At 67.7% G+C, this 23,326-nt stretch carries 24 protein-coding genes; 18 read left to right on the top strand and 6 right to left on the bottom strand.

Features of this window, described 5'->3' with window-relative positions; all coding sequences use genetic code 11:
* The first annotated feature begins 62 nt into the window (after window positions 1–62).
* The 4 genes from BLW81_RS15660 (at window position 63) to BLW81_RS15675 (ending at window position 4,190) form a co-directional block, all read left to right on the top strand.
* Window positions 63–1,640 (top strand): methylmalonyl-CoA mutase family protein, encoded by a 1,578-nt coding sequence (locus BLW81_RS15660; protein ID WP_083407960.1) that lies wholly within the window; start codon window positions 63–65, stop codon window positions 1,638–1,640.
* Between the two features lie 22 nt (window positions 1,641–1,662).
* Complete coding sequence (locus BLW81_RS15665) at window positions 1,663–2,079, top strand: cobalamin B12-binding domain-containing protein (protein WP_083407961.1); 417 nt, start codon at window positions 1,663–1,665, stop codon at window positions 2,077–2,079.
* 96 nt (window positions 2,080–2,175) lie between these two features.
* Window positions 2,176–3,132 (top strand): LLM class F420-dependent oxidoreductase, encoded by a 957-nt coding sequence (locus BLW81_RS15670; protein WP_083407962.1) that lies wholly within the window; start codon window positions 2,176–2,178, stop codon window positions 3,130–3,132.
* Window positions 3,129–4,190 (top strand): CaiB/BaiF CoA transferase family protein, encoded by a 1,062-nt coding sequence (locus tag BLW81_RS15675; protein ID WP_083407963.1) that lies wholly within the window; start codon window positions 3,129–3,131, stop codon window positions 4,188–4,190. The genes BLW81_RS15670 and BLW81_RS15675 overlap by 4 nt, the downstream gene beginning before the upstream one ends.
* Here the strand turns inward: BLW81_RS15675 and BLW81_RS15680 are convergent.
* Entirely contained in the window at window positions 4,178–4,486 is a 309-nt protein-coding gene (locus BLW81_RS15680; protein WP_083407964.1) for a 2Fe-2S iron-sulfur cluster-binding protein, read from the bottom strand. The two genes, BLW81_RS15675 and BLW81_RS15680, sit on opposite strands and share 13 nt — an antisense overlap.
* A gap of 107 nt (window positions 4,487–4,593) precedes the next feature.
* Here BLW81_RS15680 and BLW81_RS15685 point away from each other — a divergent pair, with 107 nt between their 5' ends.
* From BLW81_RS15685 to BLW81_RS15700, 4 genes are read left to right on the top strand one after another with little or no spacing between them, the layout of a single operon-like run.
* A complete protein-coding gene (locus BLW81_RS15685) occupies window positions 4,594–5,991 on the top strand; it encodes a class I adenylate-forming enzyme family protein (protein WP_083407965.1) in 1,398 nt (465 codons plus the stop codon).
* Window positions 5,976–6,788, top strand: a complete 813-nt coding sequence (locus BLW81_RS15690) for an acyl-CoA dehydrogenase family protein (protein WP_083407966.1) — start codon at window positions 5,976–5,978, stop codon at window positions 6,786–6,788. The genes BLW81_RS15685 and BLW81_RS15690 overlap by 16 nt, the downstream gene beginning before the upstream one ends.
* A complete protein-coding gene (locus tag BLW81_RS15695; RefSeq protein WP_083407967.1) occupies window positions 6,775–7,863 on the top strand; it encodes an acyl-CoA dehydrogenase family protein in 1,089 nt (362 codons plus the stop codon). The genes BLW81_RS15690 and BLW81_RS15695 overlap by 14 nt, the downstream gene beginning before the upstream one ends.
* Before the next feature lies 1 nt (window position 7,864).
* On the top strand, window positions 7,865–8,632 hold the full coding sequence (locus tag BLW81_RS15700) for an enoyl-CoA hydratase/isomerase family protein (RefSeq protein WP_083407968.1): 768 nt from the start codon (window positions 7,865–7,867) through the stop codon (window positions 8,630–8,632).
* A 91-nt stretch (window positions 8,633–8,723) separates the two neighbouring features.
* On the opposite strand, the gene BLW81_RS15705 is transcribed toward BLW81_RS15700, so the two are convergent.
* Both BLW81_RS15705 and BLW81_RS15710 read right to left on the bottom strand, forming a co-directional pair.
* Entirely contained in the window at window positions 8,724–9,464 is a 741-nt protein-coding gene (locus BLW81_RS15705; protein WP_083407969.1) for an SDR family NAD(P)-dependent oxidoreductase, read from the bottom strand.
* Window position 9,465: 1 nt separating this feature from the next.
* Window positions 9,466–10,230, bottom strand: coding sequence for an SDR family NAD(P)-dependent oxidoreductase (locus tag BLW81_RS15710; RefSeq protein ID WP_083407970.1), 765 nt, complete (start codon window positions 10,228–10,230; stop codon window positions 9,466–9,468).
* Between the two features lie 130 nt (window positions 10,231–10,360).
* Here BLW81_RS15710 and BLW81_RS15715 point away from each other — a divergent pair, with 130 nt between their 5' ends.
* Window positions 10,361–11,236, top strand: a complete 876-nt coding sequence (locus BLW81_RS15715) for an ArgK/MeaB family GTPase (protein ID WP_083407971.1) — start codon at window positions 10,361–10,363, stop codon at window positions 11,234–11,236.
* On the opposite strand, the gene BLW81_RS15720 is transcribed toward BLW81_RS15715, so the two are convergent.
* Window positions 11,191–11,754, bottom strand: coding sequence for a TetR/AcrR family transcriptional regulator (locus BLW81_RS15720; protein ID WP_083410571.1), 564 nt, complete (start codon window positions 11,752–11,754; stop codon window positions 11,191–11,193). The two genes, BLW81_RS15715 and BLW81_RS15720, sit on opposite strands and share 46 nt — an antisense overlap.
* 144 nt (window positions 11,755–11,898) lie before the next feature.
* Here BLW81_RS15720 and BLW81_RS15725 point away from each other — a divergent pair, with 144 nt between their 5' ends.
* The 4 genes from BLW81_RS15725 to BLW81_RS15740 are packed head-to-tail and all read left to right on the top strand — an operon-like array spanning window position 11,899 to window position 14,315.
* The gene (locus BLW81_RS15725) at window positions 11,899–12,606 is read left to right on the top strand and encodes a hypothetical protein (RefSeq protein WP_083407972.1); all 708 of its coding nucleotides are present in this window, start codon (window positions 11,899–11,901) and stop codon (window positions 12,604–12,606) included.
* Window positions 12,603–13,427, top strand: a complete 825-nt coding sequence (locus BLW81_RS15730) for a hypothetical protein (RefSeq protein WP_083407973.1) — start codon at window positions 12,603–12,605, stop codon at window positions 13,425–13,427. The genes BLW81_RS15725 and BLW81_RS15730 overlap by 4 nt, the downstream gene beginning before the upstream one ends.
* Window positions 13,424–14,011 (top strand): cytochrome c oxidase subunit 3, encoded by a 588-nt coding sequence (locus BLW81_RS15735; RefSeq protein WP_083407974.1) that lies wholly within the window; start codon window positions 13,424–13,426, stop codon window positions 14,009–14,011. The genes BLW81_RS15730 and BLW81_RS15735 overlap by 4 nt, the downstream gene beginning before the upstream one ends.
* A gap of 4 nt (window positions 14,012–14,015) precedes the next feature.
* Window positions 14,016–14,315, top strand: coding sequence for a cytochrome C oxidase subunit IV family protein (locus tag BLW81_RS15740; protein ID WP_083407975.1), 300 nt, complete (start codon window positions 14,016–14,018; stop codon window positions 14,313–14,315).
* Here the strand turns inward: BLW81_RS15740 and BLW81_RS15745 are convergent.
* Together BLW81_RS15745 and BLW81_RS15750 are read right to left on the bottom strand one after the other, a co-directional pair.
* Window positions 14,312–15,919: an FAD-dependent oxidoreductase gene (locus BLW81_RS15745; RefSeq protein WP_083407976.1), complete on the bottom strand. Its 1,608-nt coding sequence runs from the start codon at window positions 15,917–15,919 to the stop codon at window positions 14,312–14,314. The two genes, BLW81_RS15740 and BLW81_RS15745, sit on opposite strands and share 4 nt — an antisense overlap.
* 24 nt (window positions 15,920–15,943) lie before the next feature.
* Window positions 15,944–16,681 (bottom strand): IclR family transcriptional regulator, encoded by a 738-nt coding sequence (locus BLW81_RS15750; RefSeq protein WP_083407977.1) that lies wholly within the window; start codon window positions 16,679–16,681, stop codon window positions 15,944–15,946.
* Between the two features lie 142 nt (window positions 16,682–16,823).
* On the opposite strand from BLW81_RS15750, the gene BLW81_RS15755 reads away from it, so the two are divergent.
* Genes BLW81_RS15755 through BLW81_RS15775 form a run of 5 tightly spaced genes read left to right on the top strand, consistent with a single transcriptional unit; the run spans window position 16,824 to window position 23,320 of the window.
* Window positions 16,824–17,699 carry an alpha/beta fold hydrolase gene (locus tag BLW81_RS15755; protein WP_157897709.1) on the top strand — a complete coding sequence of 292 codons (876 nt, stop codon included), beginning with the start codon at window positions 16,824–16,826 and terminating at the stop codon, window positions 17,697–17,699.
* The gene (locus BLW81_RS15760; RefSeq protein WP_083407978.1) at window positions 17,692–19,383 is read left to right on the top strand and encodes a bifunctional 3-(3-hydroxy-phenyl)propionate/3-hydroxycinnamic acid hydroxylase; all 1,692 of its coding nucleotides are present in this window, start codon (window positions 17,692–17,694) and stop codon (window positions 19,381–19,383) included. Before BLW81_RS15755 ends, BLW81_RS15760 begins: the two co-directional genes overlap by 8 nt.
* Window positions 19,307–20,251: a 3-carboxyethylcatechol 2,3-dioxygenase gene (locus BLW81_RS15765; RefSeq protein WP_083410573.1), complete on the top strand. Its 945-nt coding sequence runs from the start codon at window positions 19,307–19,309 to the stop codon at window positions 20,249–20,251. Before BLW81_RS15760 ends, BLW81_RS15765 begins: the two co-directional genes overlap by 77 nt.
* Complete coding sequence (locus BLW81_RS15770) at window positions 20,244–22,013, top strand: FAD-binding protein (RefSeq protein ID WP_083407979.1); 1,770 nt, start codon at window positions 20,244–20,246, stop codon at window positions 22,011–22,013. Before BLW81_RS15765 ends, BLW81_RS15770 begins: the two co-directional genes overlap by 8 nt.
* Window positions 22,010–23,320, top strand: coding sequence for an LLM class flavin-dependent oxidoreductase (locus BLW81_RS15775; RefSeq protein WP_083407980.1), 1,311 nt, complete (start codon window positions 22,010–22,012; stop codon window positions 23,318–23,320). The genes BLW81_RS15770 and BLW81_RS15775 overlap by 4 nt, the downstream gene beginning before the upstream one ends.
* Window positions 23,321–23,326 lie beyond the last annotated feature (6 nt).

Genomic DNA, 23,326 nt, shown 5'->3' on the forward strand with positions numbered 1-23,326 from the left:
TGGGTGCACGTTTACGGCGTGCGGTATTGGCATTCTCATTTTCTGCAAGTACGTTATCGGTGATGAGCGAGCCAGTGCAGACCCCGTCGGGGATCCCGCTCGAGCCGGTCTACGGGCCGGCGGACCGCGCGGGTGATCCCCCACCTCCGGGCACGTACCCGTTCACCCGCGGCAACTTCGCGTCCGGGTACCGGGGCAAGACCTGGACGTTTCGGCAGTATTCGGGTTTCGGGACGCCCGAGGAGTCCAACAGCCGCTACCGCTATCTGCTCGATCAGGGGGGCACCGGGTTGTCGGTCGCGCTCGACCTGCCGACGCAGTGCGGTTACGACTCCGATGACCCCGAGTTCGGTGAGGAGGTCGGCCGGGTCGGCGTCGCCGTCGACACCCTCGCCGACGCCGAGATCCTGTTCGACGGCATCCCGCTGGACAAGATCAGCACGAGCTTTACGATCAACGGGACCGCGGCGATCCTGCTGGCGTTCTATGTCGCGGCCGCCGAGAAGAAGGGCGTGCCGCGCGAGAAGCTGACCGGCACCATTCAGAACGACATCCTCAAGGAGTACGCCTCCCGGGGCACGTGGATCTGGCCGCCGGAGCCGTCGCTGCGGTTGATCGCCGACACCATCGAGTTCTGCGCGTCTGAGGTGCCCAAGTTCAACGCGATCTCGGTGGCCGGCGCGCACTTCCGCGACGCCGGCGCCAACGCGGTGCAGGAGATGGCGTTCACGCTCGCCGACGGCGTCACCTACTGCGACACCGTCGTCGAGCGCGGCCGGATGACGATCGACAAGTTCGCCCCGCAGATCTCGTTCTTCTTCTACACCCACGGCGACTTCTTCGAGGAGATCGCGAAGTACCGTGCCGGACGGCGGCGCTGGGCGACGATCGTGCGCGAGCGGTACGGCGCCGGCACCGACAAGGCGTCGATGTTCCGCTTCGGGTGCGTGGCCGGTGGCGCGTCGCTGTATGCGCCTCAGGCGCAGAACAACCTGGTTCGGGTTGCCTACGAGGCGATGGCGGCCGTGCTCGGCGGCGTGCAGTCGATGTTCACCGCCGCGTGGGACGAGCCGTTCGCGCTGCCCAGCGAGGAATCGGCGACGCTGGCGTTGCGCACGCAGCAGATCCTGGCCTACGAAACCGGCGTGACCAAGGTCGCCGATCCGCTCGGCGGGTCCTACTTCGTGGAGGCGCTCACCGACGCCACCGAGGAGAAGATCATCGAGATCATGCACGGTCTCGAACAGCACGGCGGCATGGTGCGCTGCATCGAGGACGGCTACCTGCAGGGGCTGATCGCCGACGAGGCGTTCAAGATCCACCAGGAGGTCGAGTCCGGGGCGCGGCCGGTCGTCGGGGTGAACAAGTTCGTCGTCGACGAGCCGCCACCGGACCTGGCCACCTACGAACTCGACGCCGAGGGCCGCGACAAGCAGCTGAAACGGTTGTCCAAGGTCAAGGCCGAACGCGACGGCGTGGCGGTCAAGGAAGCGCTGGCCGCGCTCGCCCGCGCCGCCGAGGGCGACGACAACCTGATGCACAAACTGATCGACTGCGCCAACGCGTACTGCACGGTGGGCGAGATGGTGTCGACCCTCAAGGCCGTGTGGGGCGAGTTCCAGCAGCCGGTGGTGTTCTGATGGCGCGCAAAGGAGCAGAATCGTGACATCCGCTCAGCCGGTCCGCGTCCTGGTCGCCAAGCCCGGCCTCGACGGTCATGACCGCGGCGCCAAGATCGTCGCGCGGACGCTGCGCGACGCGGGGTTCGAGGTGATCTACACCGGCATCCGGCAGCGCATCGAGGACATCGTGTCGATCGCACTGCAGGAAGACGTTGCGCTGGTGGGTCTTTCGATCCTGTCCGGAGCGCATCTGGCGCTGACCGCGCGTACCGTCGAGGCGTTACGCGCCGCCGACGCGGGCGATATCGCGGTGGTCGTCGGCGGCACCATCCCGCAGGGCGACGTCGACAAGCTGCTGTCGGTGGGTGCCGCCGCCGTGTTCCCGACCGGAACCGCGCTGGACACCCTGGTCGAGGAAGTCCGCAAACTGACCGGCGCGACGGTCGCCGACGCATGAGAACGGTGCCGAGTGTGAATCCAGGGCGGGTTTTCCGTCGCTTCATCGCCGTGAGTGCACAGTCGGCGCAGCAGGAATCGAAGGTGGGAAGCTGACATGCGACTCGGTGTGATGATCGGGGCCGAGCGCGGCGACATGGCGCGCAAGGTCGGCAAGCTGGTGTCCGACATCGAGTGGGCCGAGTCCGCGGGGATGGATACCGCGTGGATGCCGCAGGTGCCCAACGACTTCGACTGTCTGACGATGGTCGCACTGATGGCCGCGCACACCTCGAGGATCGAACTCGGCACCGCCGTGGTGCCGCTGCAGGCTCAGCACCCGATCGCGCTTGCACGCCAGGCGCTTTCCGTGCACGCGATGGCCGAGGGCAGGCTGGCGCTGGGCGTCGGTCCGTCGCACCACTGGATCGTGCGCGACATGCTGGGCATCCCCTACGAGAAGCCGGCGGCCTACACCCGCGACTATCTCGAGGTGCTCAACGCGGCGCTGGCCGGGCCCGGCGACGTCGACGTCGAGAACGCCAACTTCACGGTGCACAACCCGACCGTGCTGAGTGCGGAGCGCCCGCTGCCGGTACTGGTCGCGGCGCTGGGACCGGTGATGCTGCAGATCGCGGGCGAGCACGCCGACGGCACGGTGCTGTGGATGGCCGACGAGAAGGCCATCGGCGAGCACATCGCGCCCAAGATCAACAAGGCCGCCGCCGATGCGGGCCGGCCGGCGCCGCGTATCGTCGCGGGGATTCCGGTGTGTCTGTGCGCGAATTCGGAGATCGACGCGGCCAAGGATCGCGCCAACCGCATCCTCGCCGAGGCGGAGACGTCGCCGAACTACCAACGGCTGCTCGACCGCGGCGACGCCCGCAACGTCGGCGATCTGTGTGCGGCGGGCGACGAGGAGTCAATCCTGCGGCGGTTCAAGCAGTTCGCCGACGCCGGTGTCACCGATCTGTCGGTGCGCCTGTTGCCGATCGGTGAGAACCGCGACGAGTTGATCGCCTCCAAGTACCGGACGCGCGAGGTGATCGCCGAACTCGCCAAGGCGGTGCGGTGAGCGCACCGCTGGCCGGCATCCGGATCATCGAGGTCGGGGTCATGCTGGCCGGGCCCTACGCGACGATGCTGCTGGCCGACCTCGGCGCGGAGGTCATCAAGGTCGAACCCCCGGGTGGCGAGATCTCTCGGCAGGTCAGCGACAGCTACTTCGCGAGCCTGAACCGCAACAAGAAGAGCGTCGTGCTGGATCTGCGGTCCGAGGCCGGACGCGAGCGTCTGGGCCAGCTCGTCGCCGAATCCCATGCGCTGCTGGTGAACATGAAGCCGTCAGCGATCAAGAAACTCGGGCTGACCTACGAGTCGCTGCGCCGCTACAACGAACGGATCGTCTGCGTCGCGCTGACCGGGTTCGGGCTCGAGGGCGGGGACGACCCGGCGTTCGACTACGTGATCCAGGCCGCCACCGGCGTCGCCGCGATGACCGGCCATCCCGACGAGCCGCCGACGTTGCCCGGGTATTCGTCGGCCGACAACTCGACCGGTCTGACCGCCGCGCTCGGGTTGCTCGCGCAGATCGTCTCGGGACAGGGCGGGCAGGTCGACGTGTGCCTGCGCGATGTGATGTTCTCGCAGTTGAACTATCGCGCATCGGCCTACCTCAACGACGGTGCCGCACCGCTGCGTTATCCATATGGGGCGCACTTCTATTACGTTCCGGCGCAACTGTTTGGTACGGCGGACGGGTACCTGGCGTTGTTCATCACGCACGACGCCTTCTGGCGCGCGTTCTCGGCCGAGGCGGGCATCGAGGGATTCCCGACGATGGCCGGGCGGGCGGCCCGCCGCGACGAGGTGCTCGAGGTGGTGGCCGCCGCGTTGGCCACCGACAGCGCCGCGGGCTGGGAAGCGCGGCTGCGACCGCTGGGGATCCCGGTGGCCGCGGTGCGCACGCTGCCCGAGGCGCTCGAGCAGACGCCGGAGGTGATCGTCACCGCGGGCGATTTCCGGCTGGTGGGCAGCCCGATCCGGATCGCCGGCTACCAACCGCAGTATCGGCCGGCACCCGCCGTGGACGAGCACGGCGGCACCGAACCGGCCGGGGCTCAGTCGTCGTAGGTGACGCTGATCGTGTCGGTGTCCGGGATGGCCTGGCAGGTAAGGATGTATCCCTCCTCGACCTCGTCCTCGTCGAGTGCGTCGTTGATGCGCATGGTGGCCCGGCCCTCGAGAAGTTTGCCCATGCAGGTGCCGCAGTTGCCTGCCTCGCACGAGAACGGCGGCGAGAGTCCGGCGCGGCGGGCACTTTCCAGCAGTGTCTCGTCGGGCTTGCGCACCACCGACACTTTCTTGCGGTCGAGCACGATCGTCACCTGCCCGCCGGGGGTGGCGTCAGGCGTCGGATCCGCGGTCATGGGCACTCCTGGACACATTGGTTCTGTTCTGATGAGAATAGCATTCTCTTTAAATGATACGATCTTCTCACGCCATCGTGAACCGGCACGGACAGTGAGGACAGGGTGTGAGTGAGGCCGTCGCGCTTGCGTTCGACGAGCGTGAGTACACCCTGGCCGAACTCGATGCCCTGAGCAACGGGATGGCCGCGACGCTCGCGGACCGTGGAGTCTCGGCGGGTGACCGGGTCGCGGTGATGTCGTCGAACCGCCCCGAGTTCGTGATCGCGCTGCAGGCGATCTGGCGTCTCGGCGCCGCCGCGGTATTGATGAGCCCGGCGTGGAAACGGGCCGAGGCCGAGCACGCGATCTCCGTGACCCGCCCGACCCATGCGGTCGGTGATCATCCGGTGCTCGCCGAACTCATGCCGATGCTGTCGCTCGACGATCCGATCACGCCGACGGACCGCACACACGATGCGCCTCGGGCCGACGCCGACGCGCTGTTCGTGTTCAGTTCGGGGACCACGGGAATGCCGAAAGCGGTGCGGCACACGCACGCGTCGTTCGCGGTCGCGGTTCGGCACTGGCGTGCGGCGCTGCACCTGACGCCGGCCGACCGCATGCAGATCATGACGCCGCCGTCGCACATCCTCGGTCTGCTCAACATCGTGATGGCGCTCGACACCGGAACCTGGATCCGGCTGCACCGGCGCTTCGACATCGACCTGATGCTGCGGCACATCGAGAGCGACCGGATCACCATCGAGATGGCCGTCGCACCAATTGCTTTGGCGCTCGCCGGCCATCCGGATCTCGAATCTCACGACCTGTCCTCGCTGCGCTACATCATGTGGTGCGCGACGCCGGTCACCGAGAGCGTCGCCGAGACCGTCGCCGCCAGGACCGGCGTGACATGGGTGACCGCGTACGGCGCCAGTGAACTGCCGGTCATCGCGTGCAACGACCTCGACGGCAAGCACCTGGACACGGTGGGCAAGGCGGTGCCCGGCGTGAGCGTGCGGGTGGTGTCGCTCGAGGACGGCCGGGTGCTCGGCGCCGGCGATGTCGGGGAGATCCAAGTGCGATCGGATTCGGTGATGGCGGGCTATCTTCCGGAGTCGGCCACCCCCGGTGCGTTCCAGGACGGGTGGTACCGGACCGGTGACGTCGGCACGCTCGACGCCGCCGGCTGGCTGCGGATCACCGACCGGTCCAAGGAGATGATCAAGGTGCGGGGGTTCCAGGTCGCGCCCGCCGAGATCGAGGCGGTGCTGCACGGGCATCCCGCGGTCGACGACTGTGCGGTGTTCGGTGTTCCCGACCCGGTCAACGGTGAGGCGATCATCGCGGCGGTCACAACCAACGCGCCGGTGACCGCCGACGAACTGGTGGAGCTGGTCGGTGTCCGGCTGGCGTCGTACAAGCGGCCCGCGCAGGTGGCGTTCGTCCCCGAGATCCCGCGGTTGCCCTCGGGAAAAGTTCTGCGTCGAGTGTTGAAGGAGCGTCTGTGGACGTCCGTCTGACCAGTGAACAACGACAGTTGCGGGAAGCCGCCGCGGCCGTGGCCGACGATCTCGGTCCGGGGTCGGTGGCCGACCTCGACGATGCGAACCGGCTGGCGCGGCTGGAAAAAGCCGTCGACGCCACCGGATTTCGCACCCTGCGTTCGGACGGGGCGTCGGGTGTGGAAGTGGCCATCGTGGCCGAGGAGTTCGCGCGCGGCCTGGTCGATGTGCCGTTCCTGGGGCCGATCCTGGCCGACGACCTGCACTCCCGGTGCGGGCGGGCACCGGCTTCGGCCCCGGAAAGTGAGTCGGTCGATCTGACGCGCAGCCTCGCCGGTGTCGTCGAGTCGCCACCGGAGCTCGCCGAGCTGTCCGATGAGGACGCCGGGCGGTGGCGTGCGCTGGCGCTGACGGTCACGTGCGCCGACCTCGTCGGGGCGGCACGCGGGACGCACACCCTGGCCGTCGAGTACGCCAAGGTGCGCGAGCAGTACGGCGCGACGATCGGGTCGTACCAGGCCGTCGGGCACCTGCTGGCCGAAAGCCTCGCGCTGATCGAAGGTGCGGTGAGCGTGTCCCGGCACGCCGCGTGGGCGGTCGACGAACTGCCGGTCGCCGAGGCGATCGAGGCGGCGCGCGTCGCCAAGATCTACTGCGCGCGAGCCGCTCTGACGGTGTGTGAGACGTCGATTCAGGTGCACGGGGGGATCGGCAACACCTGGGAGTGCCTCGCGCATGTGTATCTGCGGCGCGTGCTGGCCGCGACCGAGACCTGGCCTGTGAAGCTGGAGGAGTTGACCATTGGACTTTCGTGATTCGCCGGAGGAAGCGGCGTTCCGCACCCGGCTGCGCGACTGGCTGACCGAGCAGAAGGGCAAGTTCCCGACCTCGGGCGACGAGTACTGGGCCGCGCAGGGCGCCTGGCACCAGGCGTTGTATCAGGCCGGCTTCTTCGGCACCTCGTGGCCGAAAGAGTACGGCGGACAGGATCTGCCGCCGGTCTACGACGTGATCGTCGACGAAGAGATCGCGAAGGCAGGGGCGCCGGCGCGGCCGAGCCTGGGCTACCTCGTCGTCGGCCTGTCGCACCACGGCAGCGAGGAGCTGCGGCAACGGTTCCTGCCCGGCATGATCAACGGCACCGAGCGCTGGTGCCAGGGCTTCTCCGAACCCGGTGCGGGCTCGGACCTCGCGTCGCTGACCACGACGGCGACGCGCGACGGTGACGAGTACGTCATCCACGGCCACAAGATCTGGACCAGTTATTCCGACGTCGCCGACTGGTGCCTGCTGCTGGCCCGCACCGACAAAGACGTGCCGAAACATAAAGGCATCTCGGCGTTCATCGTGCCGATGCACCAGGACGGTATCGAGCAGCGCCCGTTGAAGATGATCAGCGGTGTCACCAAGGAATTCGGCCAGGTGCTCTTCGACGGAGCACGGGTGTCGGCGGACAACATGGTCGGTGCGCCCGGTGAGGGCTGGAAGCTGGCGATGACGGTGGTCAGCCACGAACGCGAGCCGTCGACGCTCGGGTTCTCCGCGCGCTACGGAAAGCTGGTGCGCCAGCTGTCTTCTCGGGTCGAGGGCTCGCCGCCCGAGGAACTGGCCTGGGCGTGGGTGCAGACCGAGATGCTGCGCCTGCACGTGCGCAGGCGGTTGTCGGAGCAGTTGGACGGGCTGACGCACGGGCCGCAGGGGTCGCTGGACAAGCTGCTGATGACGTGGGTCGAGCAGTCGGTGGGACACGCCGCACTGGCCACCGTCGGCACCGGCGACGACGAGTTGTTCGGCGCCTACATGTACAGCCGCGCCCAGAGCGTCATGGGCGGCACGTCGCAGATTCAGAAGAACATCATCGCCTCGCGCATTCTCGGATTAGGAGTTTGAGTTGTACGACCTGCCACCAGAGATCGACGTTCAAGCCGACGGCGCGCTGCGCATCATCACGCTGAACCGGCCCGACGAGCTCAACGCGGTCAACGACGCGCTTCACGTCGGGCTGGCCAAACTCTGGGATGCGCTCAACGAGGATGCCGACGCGCGGGCGGCGGTGATCACCGGCGCCGGGCGCGCCTTCTCCGCGGGCGGCGACTTCAACTATCTCGACGAGCTGCGCAGCGATGAGGCCCTGCGCCAGAAGACGATCAAACACGGTCGCGACATCGTGATCGGCATGGTCCGCTGCCGCATCCCGGTGGTCGCGGCGGTCAACGGCCCTGCTGTCGGGCTGGGCTGCAGCCTCGCGGCGCTGTCGGATGTGGTGTACATCGCCGAGAGCGCGTTCTTCGCCGACCCGCACGTCACGATCGGGTTGGTCGCCGCCGACGGCGGACCGTTGGTGTGGGGTTCGCAGATCAGCCTGCTGCAGGCCAAGGAGTTCGCCCTCACGGGTGTGCGGATCAAGGCGCAGCGCGCGGTCGAACTCGGGTTGGCCAACCATGTGGTCGAGGATCCGCTGGCCGAGGCCGTCGCGTGTGCGAAGAAGCTCATCGAGCTGCCGCAGCAGGCGGTCGAGGCCACCAAGCGGCTGATGAATCTGCAGTTGGAGAAGTCGGTGCTGGCGTCGCTGGACTACGCCAACCTCGCCGAGTACGTGTCCTTCGGCACGGCCGAGTTCAACGCGATCGTCGACGGCCTGGTGGCCAAGAACAAGTAGGTGGGTGCGCGGCAGATGCCGCGTCGAGATAGCAGCAGTGGTCGTTGGTCCGCGAAAGTCAGGACCAGGAATGCTATTTCGCGCGGAGGGATCAGAAGGTCAGGGACTCGCTGCGCTGGATGGTGCCGGTGACGCCGGCCGCCGTTTGCTCGGCCAGACGCACCGCCGCGATCGCCATCGCCTCCGGTGGTTCGACCATCTCGGGCGGAATCTCCATCCCCGCGCCGCCGGCCTGCCAGCCCTCGGTCAGCACCACGCGCGACGGGCTCAGACAGTTCACGGCGATGTTGTCGCCCTTGAGATCTGCCGCCAACCCGAGATACAACCGCTCGACGGCGGCCTTGGACACCCAGTAGGCGTTCGCGCCGTGATCGATCATCTCGACGCCGGTCGTCGTGATCGCGATCAGCGACCCACCGCCGCGGGCCCGCACGTGCGGGATCACCGCTTTCGTCGCCAGGAACACGCCGGTCGTGTTGACGTTCAGACACAGCTGCCAGCGCTTGAGCGGCGTCGACTCGATCGGCCCGAGCCACAGCACGCCCGCGTTGGCGACCAGGATGTCGATGCCGCCGAACTCGGAAACCGTTGCTGCGACGGCGGATTCGACGGACTCCTCGCTGGTGACGTCGCAGGCGACCGCGATCGCAGACCCGCCGGCGGAGATGATGCCGTCGGCCACCGAGTGGATCGTGCCGGGCACCTTGCCCTCGTGCTCGGAGCGTGCGGCGACCGCGACCGCCGCACCCTGCCGGGCCAATGCCGCCGCGATCGTCGCGCCGATGCCGCGGCTGGCTCCGGCGACGAACGCGACCTTGCCGTCCAGGCTCACGTCACTTCGGGGGGAAGCGCAGCGCCCCGTCGAGGCGGATGATTTCGCCGTTGAGGTAGTCGTTTTCGATGATGCTCTGCGCCAGCTGCGCGTACTCCGTCGACCGGCCCATCCGCTTCGGGAACGGCACCTGCGGACCCCAGTACTGCTCGAGCTGATCGGCCGCCTGACCGTAGGCCGGGGTGTTGATGGTGCCCGGGGCGATGGTGACGACGCGGATGCCCAGCGGTGAGAGGTCACGGGCGGCGTTGAGGGTCATGCCGATGACGCCGCCCTTGGCCGCGGCATAGGGCAGCTGGCCGATCTGGCCCTCGTAACCGGCGATCGAGGCGGTGTTGACGATGACGCCGCGGGCGCCTTCCTCGAGCGGTTCGGTGCGCGCGATTGCCGCCGCGCTCAGCCGCATGATGTTGAACACCGCGGTCAGGTAGTACTTGATCGTCTTCTCGAACGCGTCCATTCCGAGCGGGGAGCCGTCCTTGCCGACCAGCCGCCCGCCGCCCGCCGGGCCGCCGTGGGTGTCGACGCTGATGCGCAGCGGGCCCAGGGCTTCCGCTTCGGCGATGGCCGCCAGCACCGACTCTTCCGACGTGGCGTCGGTCGAGACGTAACGGATGCCGAGCTCGCTCTCCAGTTGCCTGCCCTTGTCGTCGGCCAGATCGGCGACCACGACCTTGGCGCCCGCGCCATGCAGCCGCCGGACCGTGGCCTCGCCGAGGCCGCCCGCGCCACCCACGACGATCGCTGAACTACCTGCGATTTGCATACGATCCCCCTTCTTGCAACTGACGCTCTCGATCTGAGAGAATAACATTCTCATACCGGTCGAGACAGAGATGCGAGGCAATGGGATCGGCGACGGGCATCAAGCCACCGGCTCCGTAGACTGCGCACCAATGACTATCGACGAGCTCCTCGACGCCGCGCGCAACGGTTCTGCGCGGGCGACCGGGCGCTTGTTGAGCTTGGCCGAAAGCCCCCGTCGCAACGAGGTTCTCGACGCGATCGGCCGGGTGGAGCCGCCGCGTGTGGTGGGGGTGACGGGGCCGCCGGGTGCGGGCAAGTCCACAACCGTCGGGGTGCTGGTGGGCGCCTACCGCGAACGGCAGGAACGGGTCGCGGTGCTCGCGGTCGACCCGTCGTCGCCCTACAGCGGGGGAGCGCTGCTCGGCGACCGCATCCGAATGGCGGCTCATATCAACGACCCCGGCGTGCTGATCCGGTCGGTGGCGGCCCGCGGCCATCTCGGCGGTCTGGCCGCGGCGGTGCCGGCGTCGATACAGGTGCTCGCGGCGCTGTCGTACGGGCTGGTGGTGCTCGAGACCGTCGGGGTCGGGCAGTCCGAGATCGAGATCGCCGCGGTGGCCGATCCGACCATCGTCATCCTCAATCCCGGTGCGGGAGATGCCATCCAGGCGGCCAAAGCCGGGCTGCTCGAGGTCGCCGACATCGTGGTGGTCAACAAGGCCGACCGGGACGGCGCCGACCAGACAGTGCGCGATCTGCGTGGGGAGACGTCGGCGCCGATCCTCAAACTTGTTGCCGCGCAGGGTGACGGCATTGCCGAACTGATGGAGGCGATCGAGGCGCACCACCGCGCCGACAGCCCGCACCGACGGGCCGCGCGCGCCCGGGCACAGATCCTGTCGCTGGCGCAGAGCCTGCTGCGCAGCCATCCGGAACTCGACCGGCTCGCCGACGCGGTGGCCGACGGCCGCGACGACGTCTACACCGCCGCCGAGCGCCTCTTCGGTGTTCCGCGGGAGTCGTGACCGCTCGGCAGGTCGAGCATCCGGCGTGACATCAGGATCAGTTGTGCGCGAAGCGTTTCAGCGTCGATATCGGCGACCAGCGGGTGCATGACGGCGACGCTGATCGCGCTCGACAGCATCGCGGCGTGGAGCCGCGCCTCGACACCGGCCTCGGTGCCGAGCAGCGCCGCGTAGAGACGCTCGATGAACCGCTGAAACGGTTCGTGCTCGGCCTGCAACCGGATGATGACCGGGTCGAACTGCAGCACGCTGACCACACCGCGGCGCGAGACGGCCTGGTCGATCATGCGGTCCAGCAGGATCTCGCGCGCCCGCAGTTCGTGTCCCTGAGCCTCGGCCGCTTCCACCGCGTCTTCGAGCCGGCTCAACTCGCGCTCGGTGATCGCGATGACGATCTCTTCCTTGGTCTTGAACTGGCGGTACACCGCCGCCTTGGTCACCCCCATCGCGTCGGCGATCATCTGCAAGGAGGTGCCGCTGACACCGTGCTCCGCGATCAACTTCAGCGCCGCGTCCATCACCCGGGTCTGGGCAGCGGTGCGGGTGATCTCGCTGAACTTCTCTGCGGCCGCCACGAGACGAGGGTAGCCCACCGTTGACCGCCAAGTTGCCGATCGGCTACCGTCCGAGTAGCCGATCGGCAACCAGCTTTGGAGCGGACGATGAAGCGAACTGATGGCGAGTTGATCATGCTGTGGGCGTTGCCTGCGATGGTGATCATCTGGGCGTCCGCGTTTTTCCTGTTTCCCGGCTTCGTGCACCCGATGTCGCCGACCATGTCGGTCGAGGAGGTGGCCGGCTTCTACCGCGACGAAACCGCACGGATTCGTTACAGCATGATCCTGTTCAACTGGTTCGGCGTCGGCCTGATCCCGACGGTGGTCCTGCTCGCGATGCAGGTTCGAAAGATGGCGCACCGCACGCCGATCCTGTCCTATTGCCTGATCGCCTGCGCGGGTGGTCCGCCGACACTGTTCCTGATCGCCAACATGTTCTGGTTGTTGGGATCCTTCCGGCCCGAGCGTTCGCCCGAGCTCACCCAACTGCTCAACGATCTGGCCTGGGTCACCTTCACGGTGCTGGTGCCGTACCTCATCGCGCAGTGTCTGGTGCTGGCCCTGGCGGTCTACTGGGATCATCAGGACAAGCCAGTCTTCCGGCCGTGGGTGGCGCACTTCAACCTGCTCATCGCCCTCGCGCTCATGCCGGCTGCCTTCGGGGCGGTGACGTTCGAAGGCCCGCTGGCGTGGGACGGCGTGCTGTCGTTCTGGGTCAAGAACATCGCGATCGCCGTCTGGATCGCGGTGATGGGAATCGTGCTCGCTCACAACATCCGTCGGCAGGCGGCGGAAGTCCCGGCCGCCGCATGAGCGACCCGACAGCGGAACCGATGACGCCGCCGCGTGATTCACGGCTGCGCCGGCTGGCGTGGAACTTTCGGTACCACCCCAAGCGTGAGTTGTGGTTCGCGTGGTGGGTCATGGTGGTCTTCTATCAGTTGTACGGCGTGCTGTTCTTTCTCGTCACGCGCGTGCAACCGCCGCCGAGCCCCGATTGGGACACCCCGCTGATCGTGCAGTGGTTCGCCGACCGCCATGTCGGTTTGCTCACCGGGTTCGGCGTCGTGTTCCTGATCTCGGGCATGTGCGCGCCGATGAATGCCCTTCTCGCATACTCGATGTGGCGGATGTCGGTCAGCCGCGTCTTCGCCTATTCGTACCTGATCATGTATTCGCTCGCCGCCCTGCCCGGCATGCTGGTGATGGCCATCGCGATGACCGTCGGCGCACTCCGCCCCGACCGTGACCCCGAGTTGATCGTCTGGATGTATGACTTCGCGTTCCTGTCGTTCAGCGGAACGATGGGGGTCTTCCTGGTCGGTTCGGTGGTCTGGCTGGTCGCGATCCTGCTCGACAAGAACAACGTGTTCCCGAAGTGGTTCGCGTACCTCGGGCTGTGCAACGCGCTCACCGAAGTCGTTGTCGCACCGGCCTGGATCTTCCAGCGCGGCGCATTCGCTTGGAACGGTGCGATCGCGTGGTGGATCAACATGGTCGTCTTCATCCTCTACACCGCGGCCTTCATCATGCTGCTGCGCAGGATGATCGAGCGCGAAGATTTCGGCACCGGACCACTGCGCGACCCGTCACCGGCGACCGAACCTCCCGAAACAGTGGCGGCGGTGCGATGACCGGCCTTCTCGGTGCACGGCGCGAGGACACGCCGCAACGTCGAGTGCCCGGTCAGCCGGACATGTGGTTGTTCGTGTTGTTCGAGGCACTGCTGTTCACCGGCTATTTCTCCGTGTACCTGGCCCTGCGCACACAGAACCAGGAACTCTTCCTGCAGTCTCAGGCGGATCTGGATCTGCGGATCGGCGTCCTCAATACCGTTGTCCTGCTGACGAGTTCGTGGGCGATCGCCCGGTGCGTCCGCGCCGCGCGTGACGGTTCCTACCGGTCCGCCCTGATGTTCGCGTATGTGACCGCCGGTCTCGGTGCGACGTTCGTGATCTCGAAGGTGCTCGAATGGATCCTGGAGATCCGCATGGGTAACACGTTCACCAGCGACGAGTTCTTCCAGCACTACTTCTTTCTCACGTCGCTGCACTGCATCCACGTGCTCATCGGCTTCATCGTGTTGGGCGTGGTCGTCTACCAGCTGCGAAGTCCGGCGCGACGCTCGCAGGAGCTCGTGGAAACGGGAGCGACGTACTGGCACACCGTTGACTTCCTGTGGGTGCTGATCTTCGCCATGCTCTACGTCGTGAGGTGATCCGGTGAGCAACACATCCAACAAGAGACTCGTCATCGCCTGGGCGCTGCTGACGTTGCTCACGCTGGTGTACGTCGGGATGGATGAGGCGGTCGATCGGAACGGCACGCTCGAGGCCAGCACCGTGGTCACCGTGAGCGCGATAGCGATCGCGCTGATCAAGGTGCGCATCATCTTCCGGGAGTTCATGGAGGTTCGCCATGCTCCCGTGTGGTTGTGCCGCCTCACCGACAGCTGGGTGGTGCTGGTCGCGGCGTGCCTGCTGGGCAGCTACTTCATCGGACTGGCGGTCGCCGCCGGCTAGGAGACCCGCGCGGAGACCGCCAGGCCGGCTCGGTAGCCGAACACCATTGCCGGGCCGATGGTTCCGCCGGCGCCGCCGTAGGCCTTGCCGGTCGCGCCCGCCATCGCATTGCCCGCGGCGAACAGCCCCGGGATCGCCGACCCGTTGACGTGCAACACCCGTCCGTCGGCGTCGGTGCGGGGCCCGCCCTTGGTGCCCATCGCGCCGATTGACACCGGCACCGCGTAGTACGGCGGCGTGTCGATCGGGCCGAGTGTGCGGGCCGCCGGCGTGGCCGCCTTGTCGTCGCCCCAGTAGCCGTCGTAGGCACTGGACCCGCGGCCGAAGTCGGGATCGGTGTCGTGGCTGACGTTGTCGTTCCACGACTCCAGCGTGCGGGCCAGCCCGTCGGGGTCGATCCCGGTCTTGGCGCCGAGTTCGGCGAGGTCTTTCGACGGTGAGAACCAGTCCGGCGCCGGCCCGTCCGGGTCGATACCGAGGAAGCCGTACTTCTTGAGGTGCAGCGAGTCGAAGACGATCCACGCCGGATCGTTGGCGTATCCGTGCCGCGGATCGAGGTAGTGGAACGGCCCGGCCATCGAGTTGTACTCGCCCGCCTCGTTGAGGAACCGCCTGCCCGCGCGGTTGACGATGATGCTGCGCGGGCGGGTGCGCTCGAGTCGTACGCTGCGGCTGCGGGGCTGGCCCTCGAACGTGTCGCCGGGCAGCTGCACGATCGGCACCCACCACGCCTCGCCCATGTTGGCCAGGTCGGCACCGTGCGCCATCGCCATCCGCAACCCGTCGCCGGTGTTGTTCGGCGGCGAGACCGGTCCGCGCATGGGCCCGCGCAGGTAGGCCTCGACCAGTTTGCGGTCCCATTCGAACCCGCCGGTGCCCAACACCACGCCGCGGCGGGCGCGGACGTTGAAACTCCTGTCGCCCTGCGTGATCCGCACGCCGGTGATACCGAGCGCGTCGGCGTGCAGCTCGACGGCGCGGGCGTTGGTCTGCGGGGTGATGCCGCGGTCCAGCAAGCCCTTGAGCAAACCGGCGATCAGCGCGGTGCCGGCCACACAGTAGTCGCCGGACTCGTCGTCGACGGCGGCGTGGATGCGGGCGCGGGTCTCGGCATCGATGCCGACGTTGCTGAAATCCGCGGGGAACGACGTGATGCGGTCGCGCCAGTCACCGAGCCTGCTCAGGTCGAACGGTTTGGCGTTCAGCGATCGGCCACCCGAGGGCCGCCCGCCCGGCAGCTCGGGTTTGTAGTCCGGGAAACCCGCGGCGATCTCGAAGCGCAGCTCACTGTGCGCCTCAACGTAATCGAGCATCTCGGGGCCGGTGCGCACGAAGGTTTCGACGAGTTCGTCGTCCATGAAACCGAGGGACTGTGCCCGCAGGTAATCCATCGCGTCCTCGACGGTGAGTTCACCGTCGGCCGACCGGTTGTGGGCCGGGATCCAGATGATGCCGCCGGACACCGCGGTCGTTCCGCCGACGGTCGCGGCCTTCTCGTAGATCTGCACCGATGCGCCGTTGGCGGCGGCGGTCAGCGCGGCGGTCAGGCCGGCTCCGCCGCTGCCCAGTACGACCACGTCGACGTCATCATCCCAGTCGGTCACGCGCTGCTCCTCGTTGACTGATCCTCAGCTCAGGATCGCGGATAACTCGTTGGCCGCCTTGATGACCGCCTCCCTGCCGTCCATCACGACGTCCTCGCGGTGCGAGATCAGGTTGATGCAGGTCGGCGGCGCCGGCGGCCGCCTGCGCACGGGCACGGCGAGGCCGTAGGTGTTCGGTTCGACCTCGCCGTGGGTGATCACCCAACCCTGTTGGCGGGTCAGGGGCACCAGGTCGCGTTCACCGGGCCGCGGCGGCATGCTCGCCAGCAACGCGATCCCGGCCGCACCGCGCTCGAGGGGATGGCGGCTGCCCTCGTGGAAGTTCAGTTGATAGAAGACGTTGGTCGGGGCGATCACCGCGATCGCGACCTGCTGGTCACCCTCGGCGACCAGAAGAGACACCGTGCTGCCGAGTTCGTCGGCCAGTCCGCGCAGCGTGGCGAGGCTGAGCTGGCGGACGTTGTTGTCGAAGGACGCGCCGAGCACGGCCAGCGCCGCTGCTGAGCGGTAGCGGCCGTCCTCGCCCTTGGCCACCAACCGGAACTGCGACAGCGTGGACAACAGCCGGTAGGCGATGGTGCGGTGCACGCCGATCTGGTCGGCCACCTGCTGCGCGGTCAACCCGCTGCGCGACGCCGCGACCAGTTGCAACGCGGCCAGCCCCCTCGCCAAGGTCTGCGACCCCGGCGCGCCGCTGACCGGCTCGTCCCGCGAGGGGGATTTGCCCTCTTGAGCGCCCTGACGGGTGCGGCCCGGCGGCATGGTGCCCCTTCCTCGACTTCCCTTGACATTCCGCAGTCACGAGAGTGATGCTCTGACTATAGTGCACGTGGGTGTGCGATAAATGAGCAGAACGCTTACAAAATACGAGAATCAGATTCTCGCCGTCAAGAGAGGGCTGACTGTGTCCGCCGAGTACGAGAGCGTCTGGAGCGACCTGCAGGGCGTCGCCTTCTCGCAGGGTTACCTCGAGGCCGGTGGTGTGCGCACCCGCTATCTGCACGCCGGTGAGACCGACCGGCCGGTGCTGGTGTTCCTGCACGGCTCCGGCGGCCACGCGGAGGCCTACGTCCGGAACCTGGAGTCGCACGCCGAGCATTTCTCGGTGTGGTCGATCGACATGCTCGGGCACGGGTACACCGACAAACCCGGGCACCCGCTGGAAGTGCGTCACTACGTCGACCATCTGATGGCGTTCCTCGACGCGGTGGGTGCGCAACGCGCCCACATCAGCGGCGAGTCGCTGGGCGGATGGGTCGCGGCCCGTGCCGCGGTGGACCACCCCGACCGACTGGATCGCCTGGTGCTCAACACCGCCGGTGGATCACAGGCCGACCCTGAGGTGATGAAGCGGATCATCACGCTGTCGATGGCGGCTGCCGAGAACCCGACCTGGGAGACCGTGCAGGCCCGGATCAAGTGGCTGATGGCCGACAAGACAAAGGATTACGACGACATCGTCGCCAGTCGCCAGCGGGTCTACCGGCAGCCCGGCTTCGTCAACGCGATGCGCGACATCATGGCGCTGCAGGATCCCGAGATCCGGGCCCGTAACCTGCTCGGCCCCGACGAGTACGGTGCGATCACCGCGCCCACCCTGGTGGTGTGGACCAGTGACGACCCGACGGCGGACGTCGCCGAGGGGCGGCGCATCGCATCGATGATCCCCGGTGCGCGGTTCGAGGTGATGCCGGGTTGCGGGCACTGGCCGCAGTTCGAGGATCCCAAGACGTTCAACCGGTTGCACCTGGACTTCCTGCTGGGGCGCCAAAGTGACTGAACAGGTCGACATCCTGATCGTCGGCGCCGGGCCGTCCGGGCTGACATTGGCCAACATCCTTGGGCTGCACGGGGTCCGGACACTGGTCGTGGAGGAACGCGACACGTTGATCGACTACCCGCGCGGCGTCGGCCTCGACGACGAGGCGTTGCGCACCTTCCAGTCGATCGGCCTGGTCGACCGGGTGCTGCCGCACACCGTGCCGAACCAGATCCTGCGGTTCTTCGACGCCAAGCGGAAACTGCTCGCCGAGATGGCACCGCCGGACGCACGGTTCGGCTGGCCCAAGCGCAACGGCTTCGTACAACCGATGGTCGACGCCGAATTGTTCGCCGGGTTACAGCGATTCGACCACGTCGAGGTCCGGTTCGGCTGCCGGATGGAGACCTGCGCCGAGGACGACGACGGGGTGACCGTGCAGTTCGCGACCGGCCAGGACCCGGTGCGGGCGCGGTACGTCGTCGGCTGCGACGGCGGTCGCAGCGCCACCCGGCGGCTGATGGGCGTGTCGTTCGACGGCACCACGTCGTCGACCAGGTGGCTGGTCGTCGACGTCGCCAACGATCCGCTGGGCCACCCGAACAGCGAGGTGGGCGCGGACCCGGCACGGCCGTACGTGTCGATCTCGATCGCCCACGGCATCCGCCGCTTCGAGTTCATGATCCACCCCGACGAGACCGACGAGCAGGCCGACGACCCCGCGTTCGTCAGAAAGATGCTGGCGCAGCGTGTTCCGCATCCCGACCGGGTCGACATGATCCGGCACCGGGTGTACACGCACCATTCACGCATCGCCGGGTCGTTCCGCAAGGGCCGCCTGATGCTGGCCGGCGACGCCGCCCATCTGATGCCGGTGTGGCAGGGGCAGGGCTACAACAGCGGCATCCGCGACGCGGCGAACCTCGGCTGGAAACTGGCCGCGGTGGTCACCGGGCAGGCCGGCGACGCACTGCTGGACACCTACGACCTGGAACGCCGCAAGCATGCCCGCGCGATGATCGACCTGTCGACGATGGTCGGCCGGGTCATCTCGCCGACGAACCGGCGGGTGGCCGCCCTGCGCGACCGTGTCATCCACGCCGCGTCGGTCGTCCCGACCCTGAAGCGCTACATCCTCGAGATGCGGTTCAAGCCGATGCCGCGCTACCAGCAGGGTGCGGTGTTCCACGCCGAACCGAGCGCCGCCGGGGGCGTCTCGCCGACCGGGACGTTGTTCATCCAGCCCCGCGTCGACACCCGGGACCGGCAGAACGTGTTGCTCGACGACGTCCTCGGGCCGGGCTTCGCGGTTCTGTGCTGGAGCAACAACCTGCGTGCCATCCTCGGCGACAACGCCTTTCGCCGATGGAAAGAACTGGGTGCCGAATTCATCGAGGCCCGTCCGATGACCCAGCTGCACTGGCCGGGCCACGACGATCCCGACGTCGTGGTGATCGGTGACAAGACCGGCGCGCTGAAGGCGTGGTTCGACACCTACACCGACTCGGTGCTGTTCCTGCGCCCCGACCGCTGCATCGCCGGCGCCTGCATCGCGCAACGCGCCCCCGAAATGAGCGAAGCACTTTTCGACGTGCTCTGTCTGACCCAGGGAGGAGGCTCCGGTTCTCATGGGCACACTGGCCCTGTGCTGCATGTCGCACAGCCCGCTACTGAACCTTCCGGGACCGTCACCGGAACTCCTTGACGACATCGAGTCGGCGCTGGCCGACACCCGCCGATACGTCGCCGAGTTCGACCCGGACCTGGTCGTGATCTTCTCGCCCGACCACTACAACGGGTTCTTCTACCGGACCATGCCGCCGTTCTGCATCGGCACCGCCGCGCGGGGCGTCGGTGACTACGGCACCTACGCGGGGCCGCTGAATGTGCCCGCCGACATCGCAACCGACTGCGCGCGAGCCGTTCTCGAGTCCGGCATCGACGTGGCGATCTCGGCCAGCATGGACGTCGACCACGGCACGGTGCAGCCTCTGGAGAAGTTGTTCGGCGACGCGACGGCGCGACCGGTCATCCCCGTGTTCATCAACTCCGTCGCCACCCCGCTGGGACCGGTGCGCCGGGTGCGGGCGCTCGGCGCCGCGGTCGGCACCTTCCTGGCCACGCTCGGCAAGCGGGTGCTGATCGTGGGCTCCGGCGGGCTGTCGCACGATCCGCCGGTGCCGACGCTGGCGAGCGCGCCGCCGGCCGCGCTGGACCGGATCGTGCACGGTGTGCCGATGACCACCGAACAGCGACAGGCCCGGCAGACGGCCGTCATGGACGCCGCACGGGCCTTCGCGCACGGCGAGAGCCCGCTGCAGCCGCTCAACCCCGAGTGGGACGCCGCGTTCCTCGAGCTGGTCGACGGCAACCGGCTCGCCGAAGTGGATGGCTGGTCGAACACCTGGATCGAGCAGCAGGCCGGCCATTCCGCGCACGAAGTCAGAACGTGGATAGCCGCTTTCGCGGCGCTGGCCGCGCACGGGCCATACCGGACCACGCAGCGGTTCTACCGGGCGGCTCCCGAGTTGATCGCCGGATTCGCGATCAGGACGGCGGTATTGGATGTCTGAGAAGTTCGACCACACCGTCGACGTGCTCGTCGTCGGCTCCGGCGGCGGCGGCATGACCGCGGCGCTGGCGGCCGACGCGTTCGGGCTCGACGCGCTCGTCGTCGAGAAGTCGGACCACTTCGGCGGTTCCACGGCCCTGTCGGGTGGCGGCATCTGGGTGCCCGGCGCCCCGGCGCAGCGCAAGGAGGGCTACGTCCCGGATCCCGACGGCGTCGTCGAGTATCTGCGGCAGATCACCGGCGGCCTGGTGAGTGAGGCGCGGCTGCGCACGTACGTCGACGCCGCGCCGGAGATGATGGAGTTCCTGGAGCGGCTCAGCCCGTGGTTCGAGTTCGTCTGGAAGCCGGGCTACGCCGACTACTACCCGGAACTGCCGGGCGGCTCCGAGCTCGGCAGCACCATCAACGTGCCGGCCATCGACCTGCGCAAGCTCGGTGACGAGGAGCAGAACCTGCTGCAGCCGCTCGCGCTGGCGCCGAAAGGTATCTGGTTCGCACCCAAGGATCTTCGGCTGTTCTACCAGGTGCGCCAGAACTGGCGCGGCAAAGCTGTGCTGGTCAAGTTGATCTGGCGGATGTTCCGGGCGCGGGTGTTCGGCGACCGGATGGCCGCCATCGGGCAGTCCCTCGCGGCCCGGATGCGGCTGGCGCTCAAACAGCAGAACGTGCCGCTGTGGCTGAGCTCGCCGATGACCGAGCTGATCACCGACGTCGACGGCGCAGTGGTCGGCGCGGTGGTCGAACGCGAGGGCCGCCAGCAGCGCATCGGAGCCCGGCGCGGCGTCGTGCTGGCCTCCGGCGGCTTCGACCACGACATGGAATGGCGCCGCCAGCATCTGCCGCTGCTCGAAAAGGACTGGAGCTTCGGCAATCCGGCGTCGATGGGCGACGGCATCCGGGCGGGGGAGAAGGTCGGCGGATCGACCGAACTGCTCGACGAGGCGTGGTGGTTCCCGGCGATCTGTTGGCCCGACGGGCGGCTGCAGTTCATGCTCAACGAGCGGATGATGCCGTCGCAGTTCGTCGTCAACGGTGAGGGCAAGCGGTTCATCAACGAGGCCGCGCCCTACATGGATTTCGCGCACGCGATGATCGAGGGCCACCAATCCGGCGTCACCCACATCCCGTGCTGGCTGATCACCGACATCGGCTCGTTTCACCGCTACGTCGTCGCGGGCCATCTACCCATCCCGAAAGTGCCGTTCGCGCCGGTGCCCACCGGATGGAAGGTGCCCAAGGCGTGGCTGGAGTCCGGTGTCGTGCACGAGGGTGCCAGCTTCGAGGAGCTGGCGACCAAGATCGGCGTCCCGCCCGCCCAGCTGCGCCAGACTGCCGACCGGTTCAACGAACTCGCGCGCGGCGGCCACGACGACGACTTCAACCGCGGCGACTCGGCCTACGACAACTACTACGGCGACCCCACACTGCCCAACCCGAACCTGCACCCGCTGGGCAAGCCGCCCTACTACGCGTTCCAGATCATCCTCGGTGACCTCGGCACCTCCGGCGGCCTGCGTACCGACGAACACGCCCGGGTGCTGCGCGCCGACGACACCGTCGTCGACGGCCTCTATGCCGTGGGCAACGCGTCGGCGGCGGTGATGGGCCGTAGCTATGCCGGTGCCGGCGCAACCATCGGGCCTGCAATGACTTTCGGCTATGTCGCCGCCAAGCACATCGCCGATCAGCTGTCCGGTTCTGTGGGTCAGGCCGGCACCAGAACCGATACGACATCCGATACACACCGGAAGGTAACCAAATGAAGATCTCGCTGTTCTACGAGTTTCCGCTGCCGAGGCCGTGGAGCGACGACGACGAGCACCAGCTCTTCCAACACGGCCTCGACGAGGTGGAGCTCGCCGACAAGGCCGGGTTCTCGACGGTGTGGCTGACCGAGCATCACTTCCTCGAGGAGTACTGCCACTCCACCGCCCCGGAGATGTTCCTGGCCGCCGCCAGCCAGCGCACCAAGAACATCCGGCTGGGCTTCGGCGTGATGCACCTGCCGCCGCCGATCAACCATCCCGCGCGCATCGCCGAGCGGGTGTCCACGCTGGACCACCTGTCCAACGGGCGAGTCGAATTCGGGACCGGCGAAGGTTCGTCGGTGGCCGAACTGGGCGGGTTCAACATTGATCCCGCCGACAAGCGGACCATGTGGGAGGAGGCCCTGGAGGTCACCATCCGGTGCATGACCGAGACACCGTTCACCGGGTTCAAGGGCGAGCACGTCGAAATGCCGGCCCGCAACGTGATCCCCAAGCCGCTACAGACCCCACATCCGCCGGTCTGGGTGGCCTGCACCCGGCCGTCGTCGGTGCAGATGGCCGCGCAGAAGGCCATCGGCGCCTTGAGTTTCGCCTACACCGGCCCCGAGGCGCTCAAGGAGCGCGTCGACGGCTACTACAAGGAGTTCGAGGAAAAGGGCGCTCCCGTCACCCCGGAGATCAACCCGAACCTGCTGGCGATCGGCGGCGACCTGTCGATGATGGTGGCCAAGACCGACGAGGAGGCGCTCAAGCGGCTCGGAATCGGCGGCGGCTTCTTCTCGTTCGGGATCATGCACTACTACATGACCGGTATGCACACCCCCGGCCGCACCGGCGTCTGGGAGCTTTACGAGCAGGCGGTCAAGGAGGATCCGACGTTGGCCTACGGCCCCGGCCGCGGCGCGATCGGCTCGCCCGACACCGTGCGCGAGTTCCTGCGCGGCTACGAGGCCAGCGGTGTCGACGAGATCATTCTGCTGCTCAACCCGCGCAGCCACGAGGGCACGATGGAGTCGATCGAGATCATGGGCCGCGACATCCTGCCCGAGTTCATCGAGCGCGACGAGAAAGCCCGTGCGGACAAGGCCAAGCGGCTCGAGCCGGTGATCGAGAAGGTCGAGTCGCGCCGGGAGCGTTCGGAGGCACCGATTTTCGACGAGACCTACAGCTTCGGCGGTCTGCCGACCGGCCGCGGCGGCAAGTTCACCGCCGGCGAGATCCCCGAGGCGATGGCCGAGATCAACGAGGGCCGCGTGAAGGCAGCCCAGGCGGAGAAGGCAGCGCGCGAGCAGGCGGGCTGAGTGCCG

Origin of the sequence: Mycolicibacterium rutilum, from assembly GCF_900108565.1 — a bacterium.
GTDB lineage: Bacteria > Actinomycetota > Actinomycetes > Mycobacteriales > Mycobacteriaceae > Mycobacterium > Mycobacterium rutilum.

What these genes read in the sequence shown, in the direction of transcription:
- BLW81_RS15660 (WP_083407960.1), top strand. Translation starts at nt 63, where the DNA reads ATGAGCGAGCCAGTGCAGACCCCGTCGGGGATCCCGCTCGAGCCGGTC.
- BLW81_RS15670 (WP_083407962.1), top strand. Translation starts at nt 2,176, where the DNA reads ATGCGACTCGGTGTGATGATCGGGGCCGAGCGCGGCGACATGGCGCGC.
- BLW81_RS15680 (WP_083407964.1), bottom strand. Translation starts at nt 4,486, where the DNA reads ATGACCGCGGATCCGACGCCTGACGCCACCCCCGGCGGGCAGGTGACG.
- BLW81_RS15710 (WP_083407970.1), bottom strand. Translation starts at nt 10,230, where the DNA reads ATGCAAATCGCAGGTAGTTCAGCGATCGTCGTGGGTGGCGCGGGCGGC.
- BLW81_RS15715 (WP_083407971.1), top strand. Translation starts at nt 10,361, where the DNA reads ATGACTATCGACGAGCTCCTCGACGCCGCGCGCAACGGTTCTGCGCGG.
- BLW81_RS15720 (WP_083410571.1), bottom strand. Translation starts at nt 11,754, where the DNA reads ATGGACGCGGCGCTGAAGTTGATCGCGGAGCACGGTGTCAGCGGCACC.
- BLW81_RS15725 (WP_083407972.1), top strand. Translation starts at nt 11,899, where the DNA reads ATGAAGCGAACTGATGGCGAGTTGATCATGCTGTGGGCGTTGCCTGCG.
- BLW81_RS15730 (WP_083407973.1), top strand. Translation starts at nt 12,603, where the DNA reads ATGAGCGACCCGACAGCGGAACCGATGACGCCGCCGCGTGATTCACGG.
- BLW81_RS15735 (WP_083407974.1), top strand. Translation starts at nt 13,424, where the DNA reads ATGACCGGCCTTCTCGGTGCACGGCGCGAGGACACGCCGCAACGTCGA.
- BLW81_RS15750 (WP_083407977.1), bottom strand. Translation starts at nt 16,681, where the DNA reads ATGCCGCCGGGCCGCACCCGTCAGGGCGCTCAAGAGGGCAAATCCCCC.
- BLW81_RS15765 (WP_083410573.1), top strand. Translation starts at nt 19,307, where the DNA reads ATGGGCACACTGGCCCTGTGCTGCATGTCGCACAGCCCGCTACTGAAC.
- BLW81_RS15770 (WP_083407979.1), top strand. Translation starts at nt 20,244, where the DNA reads ATGTCTGAGAAGTTCGACCACACCGTCGACGTGCTCGTCGTCGGCTCC.
- BLW81_RS15775 (WP_083407980.1), top strand. Translation starts at nt 22,010, where the DNA reads ATGAAGATCTCGCTGTTCTACGAGTTTCCGCTGCCGAGGCCGTGGAGC.